This is a genomic window from Flavonifractor sp. HCP28S3_F3, from assembly GCF_052065355.1.
Classification (GTDB): domain Bacteria; phylum Bacillota; class Clostridia; order Oscillospirales; family Oscillospiraceae; genus Flavonifractor.
On sequence record NZ_JBQHUF010000003.1, the window covers coordinates 121,451 to 137,782 of the forward strand.

General features: G+C 59.5%; 14 protein-coding genes. 8 read left to right on the plus strand and 6 right to left on the minus strand.

Features of this window, described 5'->3' with window-relative positions:
* Window positions 1-110: 110 nt before the first annotated feature.
* Together glgB and ACTNB1_RS04530 are read right to left on the minus strand one after the other, a co-directional pair.
* Entirely contained in the window at window positions 111-2,342 is a 2,232-nt protein-coding gene (gene glgB / locus ACTNB1_RS04525) for a 1,4-alpha-glucan branching protein GlgB (protein ID WP_441168077.1), read from the minus strand.
* Between the two features lie 250 nt (window positions 2,343-2,592).
* On the minus strand, window positions 2,593-3,726 hold the full coding sequence (locus ACTNB1_RS04530) for a D-alanyl-D-alanine carboxypeptidase family protein (protein ID WP_441168078.1): 1,134 nt from the start codon (window positions 3,724-3,726) through the stop codon (window positions 2,593-2,595).
* Window positions 3,727-3,850: 124 nt separating this feature from the next.
* On the opposite strand from ACTNB1_RS04530, the gene mobA reads away from it, so the two are divergent.
* The 6 genes from mobA (at window position 3,851) to ACTNB1_RS04560 (ending at window position 7,509) form a co-directional block, all read left to right on the plus strand.
* Window positions 3,851-4,417, plus strand: a complete 567-nt coding sequence (gene mobA, locus ACTNB1_RS04535; protein WP_441168079.1) for a molybdenum cofactor guanylyltransferase — start codon at window positions 3,851-3,853, stop codon at window positions 4,415-4,417.
* A 59-nt stretch (window positions 4,418-4,476) separates the two neighbouring features.
* Window positions 4,477-5,334, plus strand: coding sequence for a transporter substrate-binding domain-containing protein (locus ACTNB1_RS04540; protein ID WP_441168080.1), 858 nt, complete (start codon window positions 4,477-4,479; stop codon window positions 5,332-5,334).
* A 70-nt stretch (window positions 5,335-5,404) separates the two neighbouring features.
* Window positions 5,405-6,043, plus strand: a complete 639-nt coding sequence (locus tag ACTNB1_RS04545; RefSeq protein WP_441168081.1) for an amino acid ABC transporter permease — start codon at window positions 5,405-5,407, stop codon at window positions 6,041-6,043.
* 13 nt (window positions 6,044-6,056) lie between these two features.
* Window positions 6,057-6,842 carry an amino acid ABC transporter ATP-binding protein gene (locus ACTNB1_RS04550; RefSeq protein ID WP_441168082.1) on the plus strand — a complete coding sequence of 262 codons (786 nt, stop codon included), beginning with the start codon at window positions 6,057-6,059 and terminating at the stop codon, window positions 6,840-6,842.
* 61 nt (window positions 6,843-6,903) lie between these two features.
* Window positions 6,904-7,248, plus strand: coding sequence for a hypothetical protein (locus tag ACTNB1_RS04555; protein ID WP_441168083.1), 345 nt, complete (start codon window positions 6,904-6,906; stop codon window positions 7,246-7,248).
* Between the two features lie 69 nt (window positions 7,249-7,317).
* Entirely contained in the window at window positions 7,318-7,509 is a 192-nt protein-coding gene (locus tag ACTNB1_RS04560) for a hypothetical protein (RefSeq protein WP_441168084.1), read from the plus strand.
* Window positions 7,510-7,561: 52 nt separating this feature from the next.
* On the opposite strand, the gene ACTNB1_RS04565 is transcribed toward ACTNB1_RS04560, so the two are convergent.
* A complete protein-coding gene (locus ACTNB1_RS04565) occupies window positions 7,562-8,551 on the minus strand; it encodes an Ig-like domain-containing protein (protein WP_441168085.1) in 990 nt (329 codons plus the stop codon).
* Between the two features lie 181 nt (window positions 8,552-8,732).
* Here ACTNB1_RS04565 and ACTNB1_RS04570 point away from each other — a divergent pair, with 181 nt between their 5' ends.
* The gene (locus ACTNB1_RS04570) at window positions 8,733-10,157 is read left to right on the plus strand and encodes an AAA family ATPase (RefSeq protein WP_441168086.1); all 1,425 of its coding nucleotides are present in this window, start codon (window positions 8,733-8,735) and stop codon (window positions 10,155-10,157) included.
* Between the two features lie 42 nt (window positions 10,158-10,199).
* Here ACTNB1_RS04570 and ACTNB1_RS04575 read toward each other — a convergent pair whose 3' ends face one another.
* The 3 genes from ACTNB1_RS04575 to ACTNB1_RS04585 form a co-directional block, all read right to left on the minus strand.
* Entirely contained in the window at window positions 10,200-11,735 is a 1,536-nt protein-coding gene (locus ACTNB1_RS04575) for an O-antigen ligase family protein (protein WP_441168087.1), read from the minus strand.
* A 21-nt stretch (window positions 11,736-11,756) separates the two neighbouring features.
* The gene (locus ACTNB1_RS04580) at window positions 11,757-12,863 is read right to left on the minus strand and encodes a glycosyltransferase family 4 protein (RefSeq protein WP_441168088.1); all 1,107 of its coding nucleotides are present in this window, start codon (window positions 12,861-12,863) and stop codon (window positions 11,757-11,759) included.
* 75 nt (window positions 12,864-12,938) lie between these two features.
* The gene (locus ACTNB1_RS04585; protein ID WP_441168089.1) at window positions 12,939-13,883 is read right to left on the minus strand and encodes a lysostaphin resistance A-like protein; all 945 of its coding nucleotides are present in this window, start codon (window positions 13,881-13,883) and stop codon (window positions 12,939-12,941) included.
* Window positions 13,884-14,025: 142 nt separating this feature from the next.
* Between ACTNB1_RS04585 and ACTNB1_RS04590 the strand changes: the two genes are divergently transcribed.
* On the plus strand, window positions 14,026-16,332 hold the full coding sequence (locus ACTNB1_RS04590) for a vitamin B12-dependent ribonucleotide reductase (RefSeq protein WP_441168090.1): 2,307 nt from the start codon (window positions 14,026-14,028) through the stop codon (window positions 16,330-16,332).

The window sequence follows — 16,332 nt, forward strand, 5'->3', positions numbered from 1 at the left end:
AGGTCGTACCAGACGATGGATGATTCTGGGTGGATGCAAGAATGGCCGGAAAGCGCCGCTGCGGCAGATTGCCCGCGGATCTTTCCTCTCCTTCCGCTCCGGACTAGAGCTTATTTCTCTTTTTTCTCTGTTTTCGCTTTTTTGACCGGCTTTTTCACTGCCGGTACGGGGGCCTTTTCTTTTACTGCGGGTGTGGCTGCCTTTTTCTTTACCGCAGGGGCGGGAACCTTTGCCTTGACGGCGGGCTTGGCCGCCTTTTCCTTTACCGCAGGGGCGGGAGCCTTCTCCTTAACGGCGGGCTTGGCTGCCTTTTCCTTCACTGCCGGGGTGGCTGCTTTGGCTTTGACGGCAGGAGCCTTTTCCTTCGCGGGAGCCTTGGCAGCCTTCTTGGCCGGCGCACTTCCGTCAGCCTTTTTGCGGCGGGCGGGGAACTTCCGGGTGCAGCGGTAGATGGCTGCGCTCATGGCGGGCAGCTTCAGGGTGATGGACTGCTCCTTGCCCTGGCTCTCATTATACTGGCTCTTCACCGGCTCGGTATCACCCAGACCCTTACCGCCGAAGGCAGGATCGTCGGTGGAGAAAATACAGGTATACACGCCGGGGACCGGGACGCCTACCGTGTAGCCGGTGCGGTCCACCGGGGAGAAGTTGCACACGATGACCAGAGTGTCACCCTTCTTATCCTTCCGCAAGAAGGCGATGGTATTGGCCTGGTTGTCGTTGGCCTCGATCCACTCGAAGCCCTCCCAGGAGAAGTCCAGCTCCCACAGCTCGGGATGGGCCAGATAGAGGGCGTTGGCCTGCTTGAAGAACTGCTGCAGCTGACGGTGGGGTTTGGCCCACTCCGCCTCGGGATCCAGCAGGTGCCAGTCCAGAGAGTGCTCATAATGCCACTCGTTCCACTGACCGAACTCGCTGCCCATCATCAGCAGCTTTTTGCCGGGATGGGTCAGCATGTAGGTGTAGAAAGCCCGCACGCCGGCAAACTTCTCCTCGTTGGTGCCCGGCATCTTATTGATGAGGGAACCCTTCATGTGCACCACCTCGTCATGGGACAGAGGGAGCACAAAGTTCTCCGAGAAGGCGTACATCAGGGAGAAGGTGATGTCCTTGTGGTTAAACTGACGGAAATAGGGGTCCAGCTTGATATAGTGGAGGATGTCGTTCATCCAGCCCATGTTCCACTTCAGGTTGAAGCCCAGGCCGCCCTCCAGGCCGCCTTCACCCACCGGGTGGGACACCCGGGGCCAGGCGGTGGATTCCTCGGCGATCATCATCACGTCGGGGTGAGCCATAAAGATGTGGCCATTGAGCTGCTGGAGGAAGTCCACCGCCTCCAGATTCTCGTGGCCGCCGAACACGTTGGGGGTCCACTCGCCGCCCTGCCGGCCATAGTCCAGATAGAGCATAGAGGCCACAGCGTCTACCCGCAGGCCGTCGATGTGGTACTGCTCCAGCCAGAACATGGCAGAGGAGAACAGGAAGGAGCGAACCTCGTGCCGGGCGTAGTCGAAGACCCTGGTGCCCCAGTCGGCGTGCTCACCCTTTCGGGGATCGGCATACTCATAGCAGGGCTGGCCGTCGAATTCATACAGGCCAAAGGCGTCCTTGGGGAAGTGGGCGGGCACCCAGTCCAGGATCACGCCGATGCCGGCCTGGTGGAGCTGGTCCACCAGCCACATAAAGTCGTGGGGGGTGCCGTACCGGCTGGTGGCAGCAAAATAGCCGGTGCACTGATAGCCCCAGGAGGCGTCCAGGGGATGCTCCGTGACGGGCAGCAGCTCCACATGAGTGAAGCCCATTTCTTTCACGTAGGGGACCAGGTATTTTCCGATGTCCCGGTAAGACAGCATCTGGTCGTCGCCGGTGCGGCGCCAGGAGCCCAAATGGACCTCATAAATATTCAGCGGTTTTTCATAGATGGGATTAGCCTTCCGGTAGTCCATCCAGCTCTGATCGCCCCACTGATAGCCGGAGAGATCATACAGCTTGGAGGCGTTGCCGGGGCGGGTCTCGGCGTGGAAAGCGTAGGGGTCAGACTTGGCCAGGACCCGGCCGTCGGCGGTATGGACAGCATATTTATAGTTGTCATACTGGGTCAAGCCGGGGACGAAACCCTCCCACACGCCGTCGCCCAGAAGCTCCATGGGATGGTCGGAATCGTTCCAGCCGTTGAAGTCTCCCATAATGGCGACTGCTGTGGCGTGAGGTGCCCATACCCGGAAAGTCCAGCCGGCCTGGCCGTCCTTCACGGTGGGGTGGGAGCCAAGGAATTCCTGTGCACGAACGTTTTGTCCATTGGAAAAGGCCGTCAGGGCAGGATCATTGGTCGTTAAAGACATAGGTATCCTCTCCTTGTTGGTAAAAATCCCCAAAGCAGGGGACTGTAAACCAAAGAATCTTGTCATTGGTCATAAATAAGATCCAAATAAATCTGGGCTTATTTGTAGAAATTATACAACCATATGCCGGGATAGTCAAGATGCCTAAGGGAAAGAGTGCGTAAAATTTCATAAAGTAGGGCAATAAACTTTTGGGAAGAATGCGCACAGGCCGGAGACGGAAGTACCGTCTTCGGCCTGTGCACTTGAGTCATTGAGCCATAAACAAAGTTTTCAGCAGTCGGGCGAAAATGCCGGGGACAGTGAGCCGTTCCACGGCGCTGTCGGCCACAATTGGGATGGCCTGAAGCTGCTGGTCTCCCACCCAGACCGTCATTTCGCCCAGCTTCTGGCCCGCCTCCACCGGGGCCTCCACGTCCTGGCACAGCTCCAGCTGGGTGGTCACCTGGTTTACCATGGATTTTTCCACCAAAATCCGGCTGGAGGTGGACAAAACGGGCTGGACGGTCTCACTTTCGCCCAGCAGCACATCTACCGGCGGCAATGCCTGGGAGGGGTAGACGTCCATCAGCGTGTAGTTGGCAAAGCCGTAATTCAGCAGGGAAGAGGCCGCTGCCGAGCGGGCGTCGGAGGAAGAGCAGTGCAGTACCACGGCGATGAGTTCCATGCCGTCCCGCTCTGCCGTGGCGGACAGGCAGAAGCCGGCGGAGTCGGTGGAACCGGTCTTCAGCCCAGTGGCGCCTTCATAGAACCGGATGAGCTTGTTGGTATTGGCCAGCTGGAACTGGCCGTTTCGGAGGGAATCCATCCAGATGGTGGTGTATTCCCGGATGGAGGGGTGATTGAGGATGAGCTCCCGGCTCATCAGCGCGATGTCATAGGCGGAGGTGAGATGACCCGCCGCCGGCAGGCCGGTACAGTTGACGAAGCAGGTGTCCTTCATCCCCAGCTCCGCTGCCCGCTGGTTCATCCGTTCCACAAAGGCCTCTTCGCTGCCTGCCAGGTGCTCTGCCAGAGCCACCGAGGCGTCATTGCCCGAGGCCACCGCCACTGCCTTCAGCAGATCGTGGACCGTCATCTGCTCCCCTTCCTTTAAATAAACCTGGGAACCTCCCATGGAGGCGGCGTAGGCGGACACCGTCACCATGTCGTCGGTGGACAGGCTGCCGTTATCAATGGCCTCCATTACCAGCAGCAGCGTCATGATCTTGGTGACACTGGCTGGTTCCATCTTGTCGTGGGCGCTCTGCTCGTACAGGACGGTGCCCGTCTCTTTTTCCATCAGCACCGCCGCTCCCGCGTCCACCGCAGGCCCGGCGGTGGCGGCCTGGGCGGGGACGGCCAGCAGTAGGGCGGCCACCAGGGCCGCGGCCAGTTTTTTCATAGCGTTTCAAGCCTCCAATGCGTCTGACATTCTGTTTCAAAGGATATGGAATCCCAAGGGCTTCTATACAGATTTTGACGTGGGTAAATTTTTCTGCTACACTAAGCCGAAAGGAGGAGAGAAGATGGAATCCGCAGCTGTGATCCTGATGGGAGGAAAATCATCCCGCATGGGGCGGGACAAAGCGGCCCTTCCTCTGGACGGCCAGGATTTCCTTACCCGACTGGTGGCCCGGTTTCAGGAAAAATTTGATCGAATCTATGTGTCTGGCCCTGGGGGGCTGCCCGATCTGCGTCCTGGTCAGGGGCCTCTGGCGGGATTGGAAACCGTTTTTGTCCGCACAGGGGCGGAGCGGATCTTCCTTACCGCTGTGGACCTGCCCTTCGCCGATCCTGTCCTGGCCCAGTTGCTGCTGGATGGGCTGGAGGGAAAGGACGCTTGCCTGATCCGCAGAGACAGCGGAAAGCTGGAGCCCCTCTTCGCCGCCTACTGCCGCTCCTGCCTGCCTCATGTCCAGGCCTGCCTGGATGAGGAATGCCGGGCTATGGGGGCCCTGCTGGACCGGCTTGACTGCCGGATACTGGAGGAAAGGGATTTGCCCGACTTTGACCTGGACAGGCTCCTGTTAAATGTAAATACCCCCGCGGACTACCACCGTGCAGAGAAAATTTCAAATTCCTCTTTACAATGATGCTTTAGTGTGGTAACATACGAAAGCAACCACGACATACATGGTTTGGAGGAATGTACATGAAACGGAAACTGACTGCTCTGGCCCTTGCGCTGGGCCTGACTCTTTCTCTGGCCGCCTGCGACAGCGGCACCACAGGCAGCGCCAACACCCCTGCCGGCGGCAACAGCGAGAGCCCCGCTGCTGCTGAGTCCAATACCCCTGCCGCTGAGAGCGATATGGCCTATGTCCAGGACAAGGGCACTCTCATTGTAGGCATGACCGACTTTAATCCCATGGATTATAAGGATGAGAACGGCGAATGGATCGGCTTCGACGCCGACATGGCCAAGGCCTTCGCAGAGAGCCTGGGTGTGGAAGTGGAGTTCCTGGAGATCAACTGGGACAACAAGCTGATGGAGCTGGACACCAAGGGCATCGATGTTATCTGGAACGGCATGACCATCAATGACGAGGTAAAGGCCGGCGCTTCCGTGTCTGAGCCTTACTGCCGCAACGGCCAGGTAGTGGTGCTCCCCGCCGATAAGGCTGAGGACTATCAGACTGTGGAGAGCCTGTCCGACCTGAACTTCGCTGTAGAGAACGGCTCTCAGGGTGCCGCTCAGCTGGATGCGCTGGGCCTGAGCTATGTGGCCAAGACCACCCAGGCCGACGCCCTGATGGAAGTGGCCTCCGGCGCCTCCGACGCCTGTGTCATCGACCTGCTGATGGCCGGCGCCATGATCGGTGAGGGCACCAGCTATCCCGACCTGACCTACACCGTCCAGCTCAACGACGAGGAGTATGGTGTGGCCTTCCGCAAGGGCTCCGATCTGACCGAGGCCTTCAACAGCTTCTGGAAAGATGCCTATGACGCCGGCACCGTGATGGAGACGGCTACCACCTATGGCGTTCAGGAATCCGTCATCGAGAAATAAGATATCCTGAGGGAACGGGGCAGAGAGCGAAACGCTCTCTGCCCTTCCCCGGTCAAGAGAGGGAAACACTATGCTGATGTCTGTTACGCTCACGTTGCTGGAGGGGTTTGTGGTCACCCTGGAGCTTTTTCTCCTGACCCTCCTGTTTGCACTGCCTCTGGGTTTGGTGATCTCCTTCGGCTCCATGAGCCGGTGCGCGCCCCTGCGGTGGGTGGTTAAGACCGTGGTGTGGATCGTCCGAGGCACCCCCCTGATGCTCCAGATCATGGTGGTGTTCTACGGGCCGGGCCTGATGTTCGACCTGCCGCTGCTGCCCCGCTTCACCGCGGCGGTGGTGACCTTCGTCATCAACTACGCCTGCTACTTCTCCGAGATCTACCGGGGTGGCATCCAGGGCGTGCCGGCAGGTCAGCAGGAGGCGGGCCTGGTACTGGGCATGACCCGCAGTCAGATCTTTTTCAAGGTTACCCTCCTTCAGGTTATCAAGCGCATCGTGCCCCCTATGGGCAATGAGTTCATCACGCTGGTGAAGGACACCGCTTTGGTGCGGGTCATTTCCGTCTACGAGATCATCTGGATGGGCGAGTCCTTTATCAAAAAGGGCATGATCTGGCCTCTGTTCTACACTGCCGTCTTCTATCTGGTGGCCAACGGCATCCTCACTCTGCTGTTTGGCTGGTTTGAGAGAAAGCTGAACTATTTCAAGTAAGGAGGTGGGCCCTGTGCCCATTCTGGACGTACAGCACATTGAAAAGCACTTTGGCTCCACCCGGGTACTGGAGGATATCAGCTTTTCTCTGGAAAAGGGGCAGGCGCTGGCCATCATCGGCTCTTCCGGCTCCGGCAAGACCACCCTGCTGCGGTGCCTGAACTTTTTGGAGACTCCCAACCAGGGCAGGATCCTGGTCAATGGTGAGACCCTCTTTGACGCCGACGACCCCGCTACCCAGCGGGAGAGCGAGGTGCGCAAAAAGCGCCTTCACTTCGGCCTGGTGTTTCAGTCCTTCAACCTGTTTCCCCAGTATACCGCCCTGGAAAACGTGACCCTGGCGCCCAGACTGCTGGCCCAGGAGAACCCGGACTTTAAGTCTAAAAAGAAGGAGCTCTTTGAGGCCATTCAGGTAGAAGGCCGGGAGCTGCTGGCCAAGATGGGGCTTTCCGACCGGGCTGATCACTATCCTCACCAGCTTTCCGGCGGCCAGCAGCAGCGGGTGGCTATCGCCCGTGCCCTGGCGCTGAAGCCGGACATCCTGTGCTTTGACGAGCCCACCTCCGCCCTGGACCCGGAGCTCACCGGGGAGGTGCTGAAGGTCATCCGCTCTCTGGCGGAGCAGAAGACCACCATGATCATCGTCACCCATGAGATGGCCTTTGCCCGGGACGTGGCCGATCAGGTGATCTTTATGGACGAAGGGGTCATCGTGGAGCAGGGCGACGCCCGGCAGGTCATCGAAAACCCCAGGGAGGAGCGCACCCGGCAGTTCCTCTCCCGCTATGCGGAGAATTGAAAAACGGGAAAACGCGTGGTATGATAATACCACGCGTTTTTGTTAGGAAGGAGCTGACAGCATGGATCAGGAGCTGTTTTTGCCCGTGCTCTCCCACTTTGAGAACGGGAATTTCTGGACGGCCAGCGGTGGCCGGATGCGCTACCGGGTGGACCCGATCAAGGAGGAAGACGCCTGGGCGGCCCTGGAAGCCCAGGTGTGGGAAGGTCCCTGGAACTTGGCCGACAGCACGGTGGAGGAGACCGTCCGCTTCCCCCTGACGGAAGAGGGACTGGAGCAGCTCAGAGCTTGGGCGCTCAGCTGGCAGGAGCAGATCAACGCCCGTCCTGCCAAGACCCTGGCGGAAACTATCCAGGCCAGGGATGCCCGCCGCCAGGCCATGAAAGAACAGGAGAAGGCGGAGTAAACTCTTGCGTTCAGCGGCGGATGGTGCTATAGTATTTCTTGGTAAATTGAGAGAAAGGCGGCGCAAGCCATGACCTGGGGAACCTATTATTTTTTCTATGAGTGTCCGAAGTGCGGGAAGAAATACCGTTACGAGCTGGAGGGTGCCGACAACGCCACCTTCGGCCTGTGCCCCGACTGTAAGGTGATGGGTACCTTTGTGGGGGAGACCAAGGACAACAAGCAGGGCGAGGACAAGTTCGCCGATTATGAATTCGTGTAACTAAAAAAGCGGCCGCCTCTTTCACTAAGAGGCGGCCGCTTTTTTAGTTTGTTCAGAAGGAGCAACGGACAATGCACTTCAGAGTCTGCCCATCCACTGTACAGGTGATCGTAGTGCTGCCGGGGCCTACCGGCTTCACCACGCCGTCAGCGGAAATGGTGGCCACGGCGGTGTTGCCGATGGACCAGACGGGGGTGGAGCTGGTGCCGTTCACCTTCATCTGCACCGAGGGGTTGTCCTTGGCGGAGAAAGTAAAGTCGGTCTTATTGAGGGACAGGGTGCCGGTAGAAGTGGATCCGCCGGTGGAAGAGGAGCCACTGCTGCTGGAGGTGCCGCTGGTGACCTGATTGTAGACCAGAATGGTCTGGTCGGCGGCGCCGGGCAAGGAGGCGGTGATGGTGGCGCTGCCCCGGGTGGTGCCGTGGCTCACCTTGCCGTTTTCATCCACCGAGACGATGGACGGATCGCTGCTGGTCCAGGTAATGGTGCCGGTAGAGCCGGCGGGAATAAAGGTCACGTGGACGGTAATGGGATCGGGATACCGGTCGGAGAAGGAAAACTCCGTCTGGTCCAGGGTAAAGCCGGTAGCCGTCTGCTCAGCGGGAATGGTGTTTTCAGGAGACTCCACAGCCGGCGGGGTGGAGTCCTCAGGACCGGGAGTCTCGGACTCTTCCGTAACGGGGGCGGAGCTCTCCGGCGGGACAGAGGAGCCGGGCTCTGTATGGCCCTTGCTTACCAGGGGCATGATGATGGTGATAACAATAATGACCGCCGCCACGATCAGGGCCAGGGACAGTACCATGCCCACAGTGCGCAGGGGCGAGGGACTGCCGCCGTAGCCGCCGCCACGGGTATTCGTGACTAACCGCTTGCCGCCGCGAGAGCGGGGGGCGCTGTCCTCATACTCCTCCTGATCGTCATAGTCCTGCTGCTCCACCTCATCACAGAAGGGGCAGTGCTTATAAGTAGAGGAGTAGTCCTCCCCGCAGTATTCACAGTGGATCATTTTAGGCCGCTCGTCTTTTCCGCGTCTGGATGCCATGGGAAATCCCTCCAATCGACATTCTTAGCTTATTTTACAACGGCGAGCGGCCATCCGTCAACGGCGGGGAGGAAAATGTAAAGGTTTTTTAATATTTATGTTAACTTTGTCCTGCCTTGCGTTCTTTCCCGCAATCGGATATAATACAGCACAGCAGAGTAAAAAACGGAGGTGTGGCGGGATGAAAAGCTCCATCAGCGCCGCGGAGGCCCACAAGCAGTACAGCGAGGGAGTGAGTGCCTTCCGGCGGCAGATTACCGACGCTGCCCTGCGGGCTAAGTTCAACCAGGAGGCAGACACCTTTTTCCGGGCCTGTGCTCTGGGGCTGTGGCAGAGAGACGGCTCGTCCATCACGCCCCGCCATGTGGAGTACTATAACGCGATTTATGCCAAGGGCAATCCGGTGCCCTCCATCCTGTTCTGGGAGTTATCTTCGGCGGTACTGGGCTACCCCGGCTTCAAAGTGCCCGATTTCTTTGCCCGGATGCGGGCCTGCGACAAGGTGTCCGGCAGTAACCTGGCCCGGCGGTTCATTGACCTGACCACCCTGATGCTCCTGCTTTTTGCCGCGGTGGACGACCAGGTCAGCGAGGCGGAGGCCGGGTTTGTCAACACCTGCGCCGACACGCTGTCCGCCCTGTGCGATAAGGACGGACTGAAGGGGGAGAAGGCCCCGCTGGATGTCAAAGACTTTGTGACCCGCCCGGCGCCTCAGCCCCAGCAGGCCAAGGAGCAGACCGAGGCCGAGAACCAGGAGGAACCGGCAGCGGAGGCGGAGCCCGCCCCTACGCTGGAGGAGCTGTTGGCTGAATTGGACGGGCTGTGTGGCCTGGAAAAGGTGAAGGCAGATGTGAAGAGCCTGATCAACCTGGTAAAGGTGCGCAAGCTCCGACAGGAGCACGACCTGCCTGTGCCGCCCATGAGCCTCCATCTGGTCTTTATGGGAAACCCGGGCACCGGCAAGACCACTGTGGCCCGGCTGCTGGCCCAGATCTACAAGGCCATGGGTGTGCTGTCCAAGGGCCAGTTGGTGGAGGTGGACCGTTCCGGCCTGGTGGCCGGTTTTGTGGGTCAGACCGCTATCAAGACCGGCGAGGCGATCCAGAAGGCCCTGGGCGGCGTACTGTTCATCGACGAAGCCTACGCCCTGGCCAGCTCGGACAACGCCAACGACTTCGGCAAAGAGGCCATTGAGACCCTGCTGAAGGGCATGGAGGACCACCGGGCGGATCTGGTGGTCATCGTGGCGGGCTACACCGAGCTGATGGACCGCTTCATCCACGCCAACCCCGGTCTGGAGAGCCGATTTAACAAGTACTTCTATTTTGATGACTACACCGGGGACCAGCTGATGGAGATTTTCCGCTCCATGTGCGAGAAAAACGGCTATACCCTGGACGAGAGCGGCGGGACATACGCCGCCAAGCTGCTTCACGATCTGTATGAGAACCGGGACGAGAACTTCGGCAATGCCCGGGATGTGAGAAACCTGTTCGAGCGGGCAGTGGCCCGTCAGGCTGACCGGGTGGCGGTGCTGGAGCACCCGGACAAGGAAGCTCTGATGGCTCTCACTGAGGCAGACCTGAAGGAAGCGGCCCAGGCATAAGAAAATCCCCCACCGGGACTCCGGTGGGGGATCATTATTTATTCAGGCATTGGCGGCCTTTCCCGCCTTCACAAGCTTGACGCAGGCGGCGATGACGCCGAACAGGAACCAGTAGGTGAACATGTTCCGAGGATAGAACCAGGTGTACTCCGCCAGACCAATGACGCAGATGCCGCAGAAGGCGCCGATAGCGGCGGCCAGCATCCGCTTCACCCGAGGATCAGCGGCAGCCTGGAAGGCTTTGACACTCTTTTTCAGCTGCCAAATCAGCAGACCCAGGAAGGAGAGGATACCCCAGATGCCGGCCTCGCCCCACATTTGCAGGTAGTTGTTGTGGGTGTGGATGGGATAGGAACCGTCAAAGTTGGTGGGATAGGTCTGGAACACCTTTTTCATAATATCGCTGCCCAGGCCTACGCCCCGCACCCAGTAATCCTTCATTAGGTTAGCGGTGGTGTCATAGATGGCGAAGCGGTACTGAGTGGAGGAGTCCTCCGTGTTGCCGATGGTAAGGATGCGGTTATAAATGGTCTCCGGGAGGAAGGGTACAGCAGCCAGGCCCAGCACAATGAGCACCGGGATCCACCGCCAGTCCAGCAGAGCCACAAAGACCAGCACAGCCAAAGTCAGACCGATCCAGCTGGCCCGGCCGTAAGTGAAGCCGATAGCGGCTACGCCCAGACACAGGGAAATGAAGCTGAGTAGCTTGCCACGCCAGCGGCAGTTGAGGAACAGGGCCAGATCCAGAGGCAGCAGCATCTCCAGCTGCTCGGCAAAGTTGTTGGGGTTGTCGAAGAAGGAGTAGACCCGGCCGGGCATACCGGCGTTGACCACCATGTCCTGCTGGGAGGGGACCACTTCCACTCCGATATAGCCCTGATAACAGCCGTACAGGGCGGCCACGGACAGACCCAGCACCGCCAGGGAGACCATAAGCTGGAGCTGTTCATATTTGTGAATGGAACTCACCACCACCAGCACCAGCAGGAAACTGGTCAGATGGAAGGCGAAGAACCGCAGGGACATGTGGGTGGACAAGGAGCCCAGCAGAGCCAGGCAGATGAAGGCCATGTAGATGGTCATATAGGGCCCCAGAGTGTCCAGCTCCAGCCGGTACTGCCGCCGGGAGGCGCTGCCCGCAATGAACAGAGCAGTCAGAGCCATGGCGCCCAGCAGCGCGTAGGTGTTGTTCCACATGCTGTGGGGAGCCATCAGCATCACCATCATGAACAGGCCCATAAAGAAGAAGGAAGCTCCTCCCAAAGCCCGCAGCAGACGGCAGAACAGACTGGCATCCCATACCGGCCGGCCGACCTTGTACAGCGCCTTTACAATGGCGCAGGGGATGTTGATGATAGCGGTGAACAGCCGGCAGGAAATGCTGCCCGACCAGGCTTTGGACACCACGCCCTCCCGCCAGGCAAAGCGCCACAGGACGCTGCCCGACAGCAGGCGGCGCCAGCCCCGCTCCAGTCGCAGGCAGAGCCGGTTGGCGCCGCTGTTGGCCGCTGCGTTTTTCAGACCCAGCCAGATGGCCAGGAAAAACCGCAGAATAATACTGCTTTCGGTAATCGACATGGGTTATTTTACTCCTTGGAATCAGTCGTGGAGCGCCTTTTCATAGACGCCGTAGGTTGCTTTGGCCATCTTGTGGACCTCAAATTTCTCCTGAATGGTGCGCAGGGCGTTTTCCCGGCACTTGGCCGCGAAAGCCGGATCCTCCAGGAAGCACTTCATGGCCACCGCCATGGAGTCGGGGTTGTCATACTCTACCAGCATGCCGCAGCCCGCCTCGTCGTTGACGATGTCGGAGTTGCCGCCCATATCGGTAGCGATCACCGGCAGTCCGGCGGCCATGGCCTCGATGATGAGGAAGGACAGGGCCTCATGCTGAGAGGAGTTCACATACAGGTCGGAGCCCTTGTACAGGTTCTTGATGTCCTTGCGGAAGCCGATGAATTTTACCTGCTCCTCCAGGCCCAGCTCCTTCACCTGCTCCTTGGAGGGCTCCAGCAGGGGACCGTCGCCAGCCAGCACCAGGGTAAAGGGTACCGCCGTCAGCTCGGTCAGCCGCTTAATGGAGTCGATCAGGTACTTGTGCCCCTTATCCTCAGCAAAACGGGAGGCGCACAGCATGACGAACCGATCCTCCGGCAGATCCAGCTCGGCCCGCATGGTGGACTCCGAGCGGTCTCCCGCCCAGGCGTCCATATCCACCGCGTTGAAGATCACCTGGATCCGGTCGCCGCTCCAGCCGTTGGCAATGAGCTGCTCCTTGCCCTTGTTGCACACAGCGATCATCTGGTCCTGACGCTTGTCCATAAAGCGGTTGGACAGCCGGGTGACGAAGTCATTGGCCAGCACGAAGTGGTTGGTGTACACCACACGGATCTTCTTGTTGTACTTCTTGGCCAGCAGGGCGGTGTAGTGCTCCCGCAGGTAGTGGCAGTGGACCAGGTCGATATCCCACTCCTCGCAGAGCTTGGCCAGCTCCTTGGCGGCCTTCTTGTCGAACCGGCGGCGCATCTCCACCCGACGGCAGGGCACCCCCATCTCCTCCAGCCGCTCTACCAGCAGCCCGCCCTCGTTATAGGCGAAGAAGGGCTGCACCAGTCCGTCCTGGGACAAGTAGCGCACCAGAGTTTCCACATAGCGTTCTGTGCCGGCTTTTCCGGCAAAATTGAGCAAATAGAGCACCTTCATCATGGAAGGATACCCCCTTTTCTGAATGATTCAGCGCCTCCTATTTTACAGGAAACGGCCAGGGAAATCAACCGGCATTTAGAGCAGGTAGGTGACGCAAAGGCCCAGGGAGAGCAGGCAGAAGCAGATCACACCGGGATTTTCAAAAAATACCCGCCAGGTCCAGCCGGCGGACAAGTCCACCGTGGATGGAGGAAACCGCAGATCCCGCCGCAGGGCGGTGAGGAACACAATGCCCAAGACAACGGCTCCCAGCACCAGGGCGGTCAGGAGCAGGGTCCCGAACTCCCCCAGAGGCTCCAGCAGGGGGAGCAGGCCCACAGAGATGAAATTGATCATGGCGTGGAGCAGGATATTTTGCCAGATCCGGCCGGTGCGCAGGGCCACGTAGCCCAGTACCAGGCCGATGGCAACGGCGTAAAACAGCTGATTCAGGTTACCGTGGAACAGACCGAAGCACAGAGCAGAAGCGATGACTGCAAAGCGTCCACCATAGGGACGGAGACGGTCCAGCAGCAGCTTGCGGAACATCAGCTCCTCTGACACTGGGGCAATGACGCAGCCAAGCAGGATATTGAGTATGGTAGGGTAAGCGCCGATCTGATCTACCGGGTTGGTCACGGCATTTCCCCGCAGCAGACCGATGAGGTCCGTGAGGATCAGAGTGAAGTAATTGGCCACGTACATGACACACAGACAGATCACATAAGCCTGAAAGAAACGGGCAGGGCCCAGGGGACGAGCCTCCGGCCGGGGAGGTGCGGAGACGCCCCGCAGCACCAAACAGAAAATAGGGAAGCTCACGCCATAAACGGAGACCACCGAGAGATCCCACAGGAAAACAGGGCCGTTCAGCAGTTGAGGCGACAGCAGTCCCACAGGCACTGAAACTACCACCTGGACGACCAGCATGGACAACATTTGGGCGAACAGAGCCCAGCCCAGTCGAGAAAAATATTGGCAGTGTGCGCGCAGCTCGCTGGGAGCAAGATGCCCAGAGGGCGTGATACGCCAGTCTTCCATAGGGTTTCCTCCAGAAAAAGCAACAATTTTTCTTTATTATATCAGGAAAGGTGTACGGGGACAAGAAACAAAATGTTTGACAAGCTGTGTTTATGTGATACAATATCTTGTGCTATTCAGAAAAATAGAAGGAGAGAGGACCATGCCTATATCTGATAACGCCAAGGCGGTGCTGGAACGGCGCTATTTGGCCCGGGATGAGCAGGGGAACCCCACCGAAACGGTGGATGGCCTGTTCCGCCGGGTGGCCAACGCCATCGCCGAAGGCGACCGACATTTTGATCCCAAGGCTGACGTGGTGGCTACCGCCAAGGCCTTTTACGAGATGATGACCAACCTGGACTTTCTGCCCAATTCCCCTACCCTGATGAACGCGGGGCGTCCCCTGGGCCAGCTGTCTGCCTGCTTTGTGCTGCCGGTAGCCGACTCCATGGAGGACATTTTTGACGCCATCAAGAACGCTGCGCTGATCCACAAGAGCGGCGGCGGTACTGGCTTCTCTTTCTCCCGCCTGCGTCCCAAGGGCTCCACGGTGAATTCCACCGGCGGCGTGGCCAGCGGCCCCATCTCCTTTATGAAAGTATTCAACGCCGCCACCGAGGCGGTAAAGCAGGGCGGCACCCGCCGGGGAGCCAACATGGGTATCCTCCGGGTGGATCATCCCGATATCATGGAGTTCATCACCTGCAAGAACGATACCAGTGAGATCACCAACTTTAACATCTCTGTGGGTATCACCGAGGCCTTTATGGAGGCGGCGGGGAAGAATGCCATGTACGACCTGGTGGACCCCGCCACCGGACGGGTCACCGGCCAGCTCAACGCCAAGGAGGTCTTTGACACCATTGTCACCTCCGCCTGGCAGACCGGCGAGCCGGGCATCATCTTCCTGGATCGGCTCAACCGGGACAACGCGGTGCCCGGCCAGGGTGAGATCGAGTCCACCAACCCCTGCGGTGAGCAGCCGCTGCTGCCCTATGAGAGCTGCAACCTGGGCTCCATCAACCTGGTCAACCACATCACCAAGACGGTGGCGGGCTGGGTGCTGGACCGGGCCAAGCTGGAAAAGACCATCCGCACCGCCGTCCACTTCCTGGACAACGTCATCGAGGTCAACCAGTACCCCCTGCCCGAGATCGACCAGATGACCCGCTCCACCCGGAAAATCGGCTTGGGTGTCATGGGCTTTGCCGATATGCTGCTCTACATGGGCGTGCCTTATAACAGCGAGGAGGGCGTGGCCCTGGCCCGGGAGATCATGGATACCATCAATACCATCGGTCACCAGGAGAGCGAGAAGCTGGCTGAGAGCCGGGGCGCCTTCCCCCTCTTTGAGCAGAGCATCTTCAAGGATGGTAAGCCCATCCGCAACGCCACCGTTACCACTATCGCACCCACCGGCACCCTGTCCATCATCGCCGGCGTGTCCTCCGGTGTGGAGCCTGTGTTTGCTTACGCCTACATCCGCAACGTCATGGACAACACCCACCTCATTGAGACCAACCAGATCCTGAAGGACAAGCTGGTGGAGGCGGGGATCTACTCCGACGAGCTGATGCAGAAGATCGTGGAGCAGGGCTCCCTGGCCCATGTGGATGGCATCCCCGAAGAGATCAAGCGGGTATTCGTCTGCGCCCACGACGTCTCTCCCATCTGGCATGTGCGGATGCAGGCCGCCTTCCAGGAGTACACCGACAACGCGGTGAGCAAGACGGTGAACTTCCCCAACTCCGCCACCAAGGAGGAGGTGGCCGAGGTCTATCGCCTGGCCTTCACTCTGGGCTGCAAGGGCACCACCATCTACCGGGACGGCAGCCGCAATGAGCAGGTGCTCAATATCGGCAAGGTTAACGATGGCAAGGAAGCTTCTGCGCCTGCCGGCCGTGTATGCGAGGAGTGCCAGGTGCCCCAGGAGGAGTACGGCCACATCCTGCCCCGTCCCCGTCCCGCGGTGACCACCGGCTTTACTGAAAAGGTGCGCATCGGCTGCGGCAACCTGTATATCACCGTCAACTATGATGAGAACGGTATCTGTGAGGTGTTTACCAACACCGGCCGGGCCGGCGGCTGCCCCAGCCAGAGCGAGGCTACCGCACGCCTGGTGAGTGTGGGTATCCGCTCCGGAATGGATCCCAAGGAGATCATCCAGCAGCTCAAGGGCATCCGCTGCCCTTCCTGCCTGCGGCAGGCCGGGGTACCGGTGACCTCCTGCCCCGACGCCATCGCCAAGGCCCTGGAGAAGGTACTGAAGGTGTCCCAGAGCGGTGGTCACGAGCCCGCCCCTGCCCCCATCAGCGCTACCACCAAGGCGGCGGCGCCCATTCCCCGGCCGGGCATGACTCCCGCCGAGGCCAAGCTGGCCAAGTTCTGCCCCGAGTGCGGAGCACGGCTGGAGCACGAGGGCGGCTGCGTCACCTGCCGTGACTGCGGCTACTCCAAGTGCGGATAA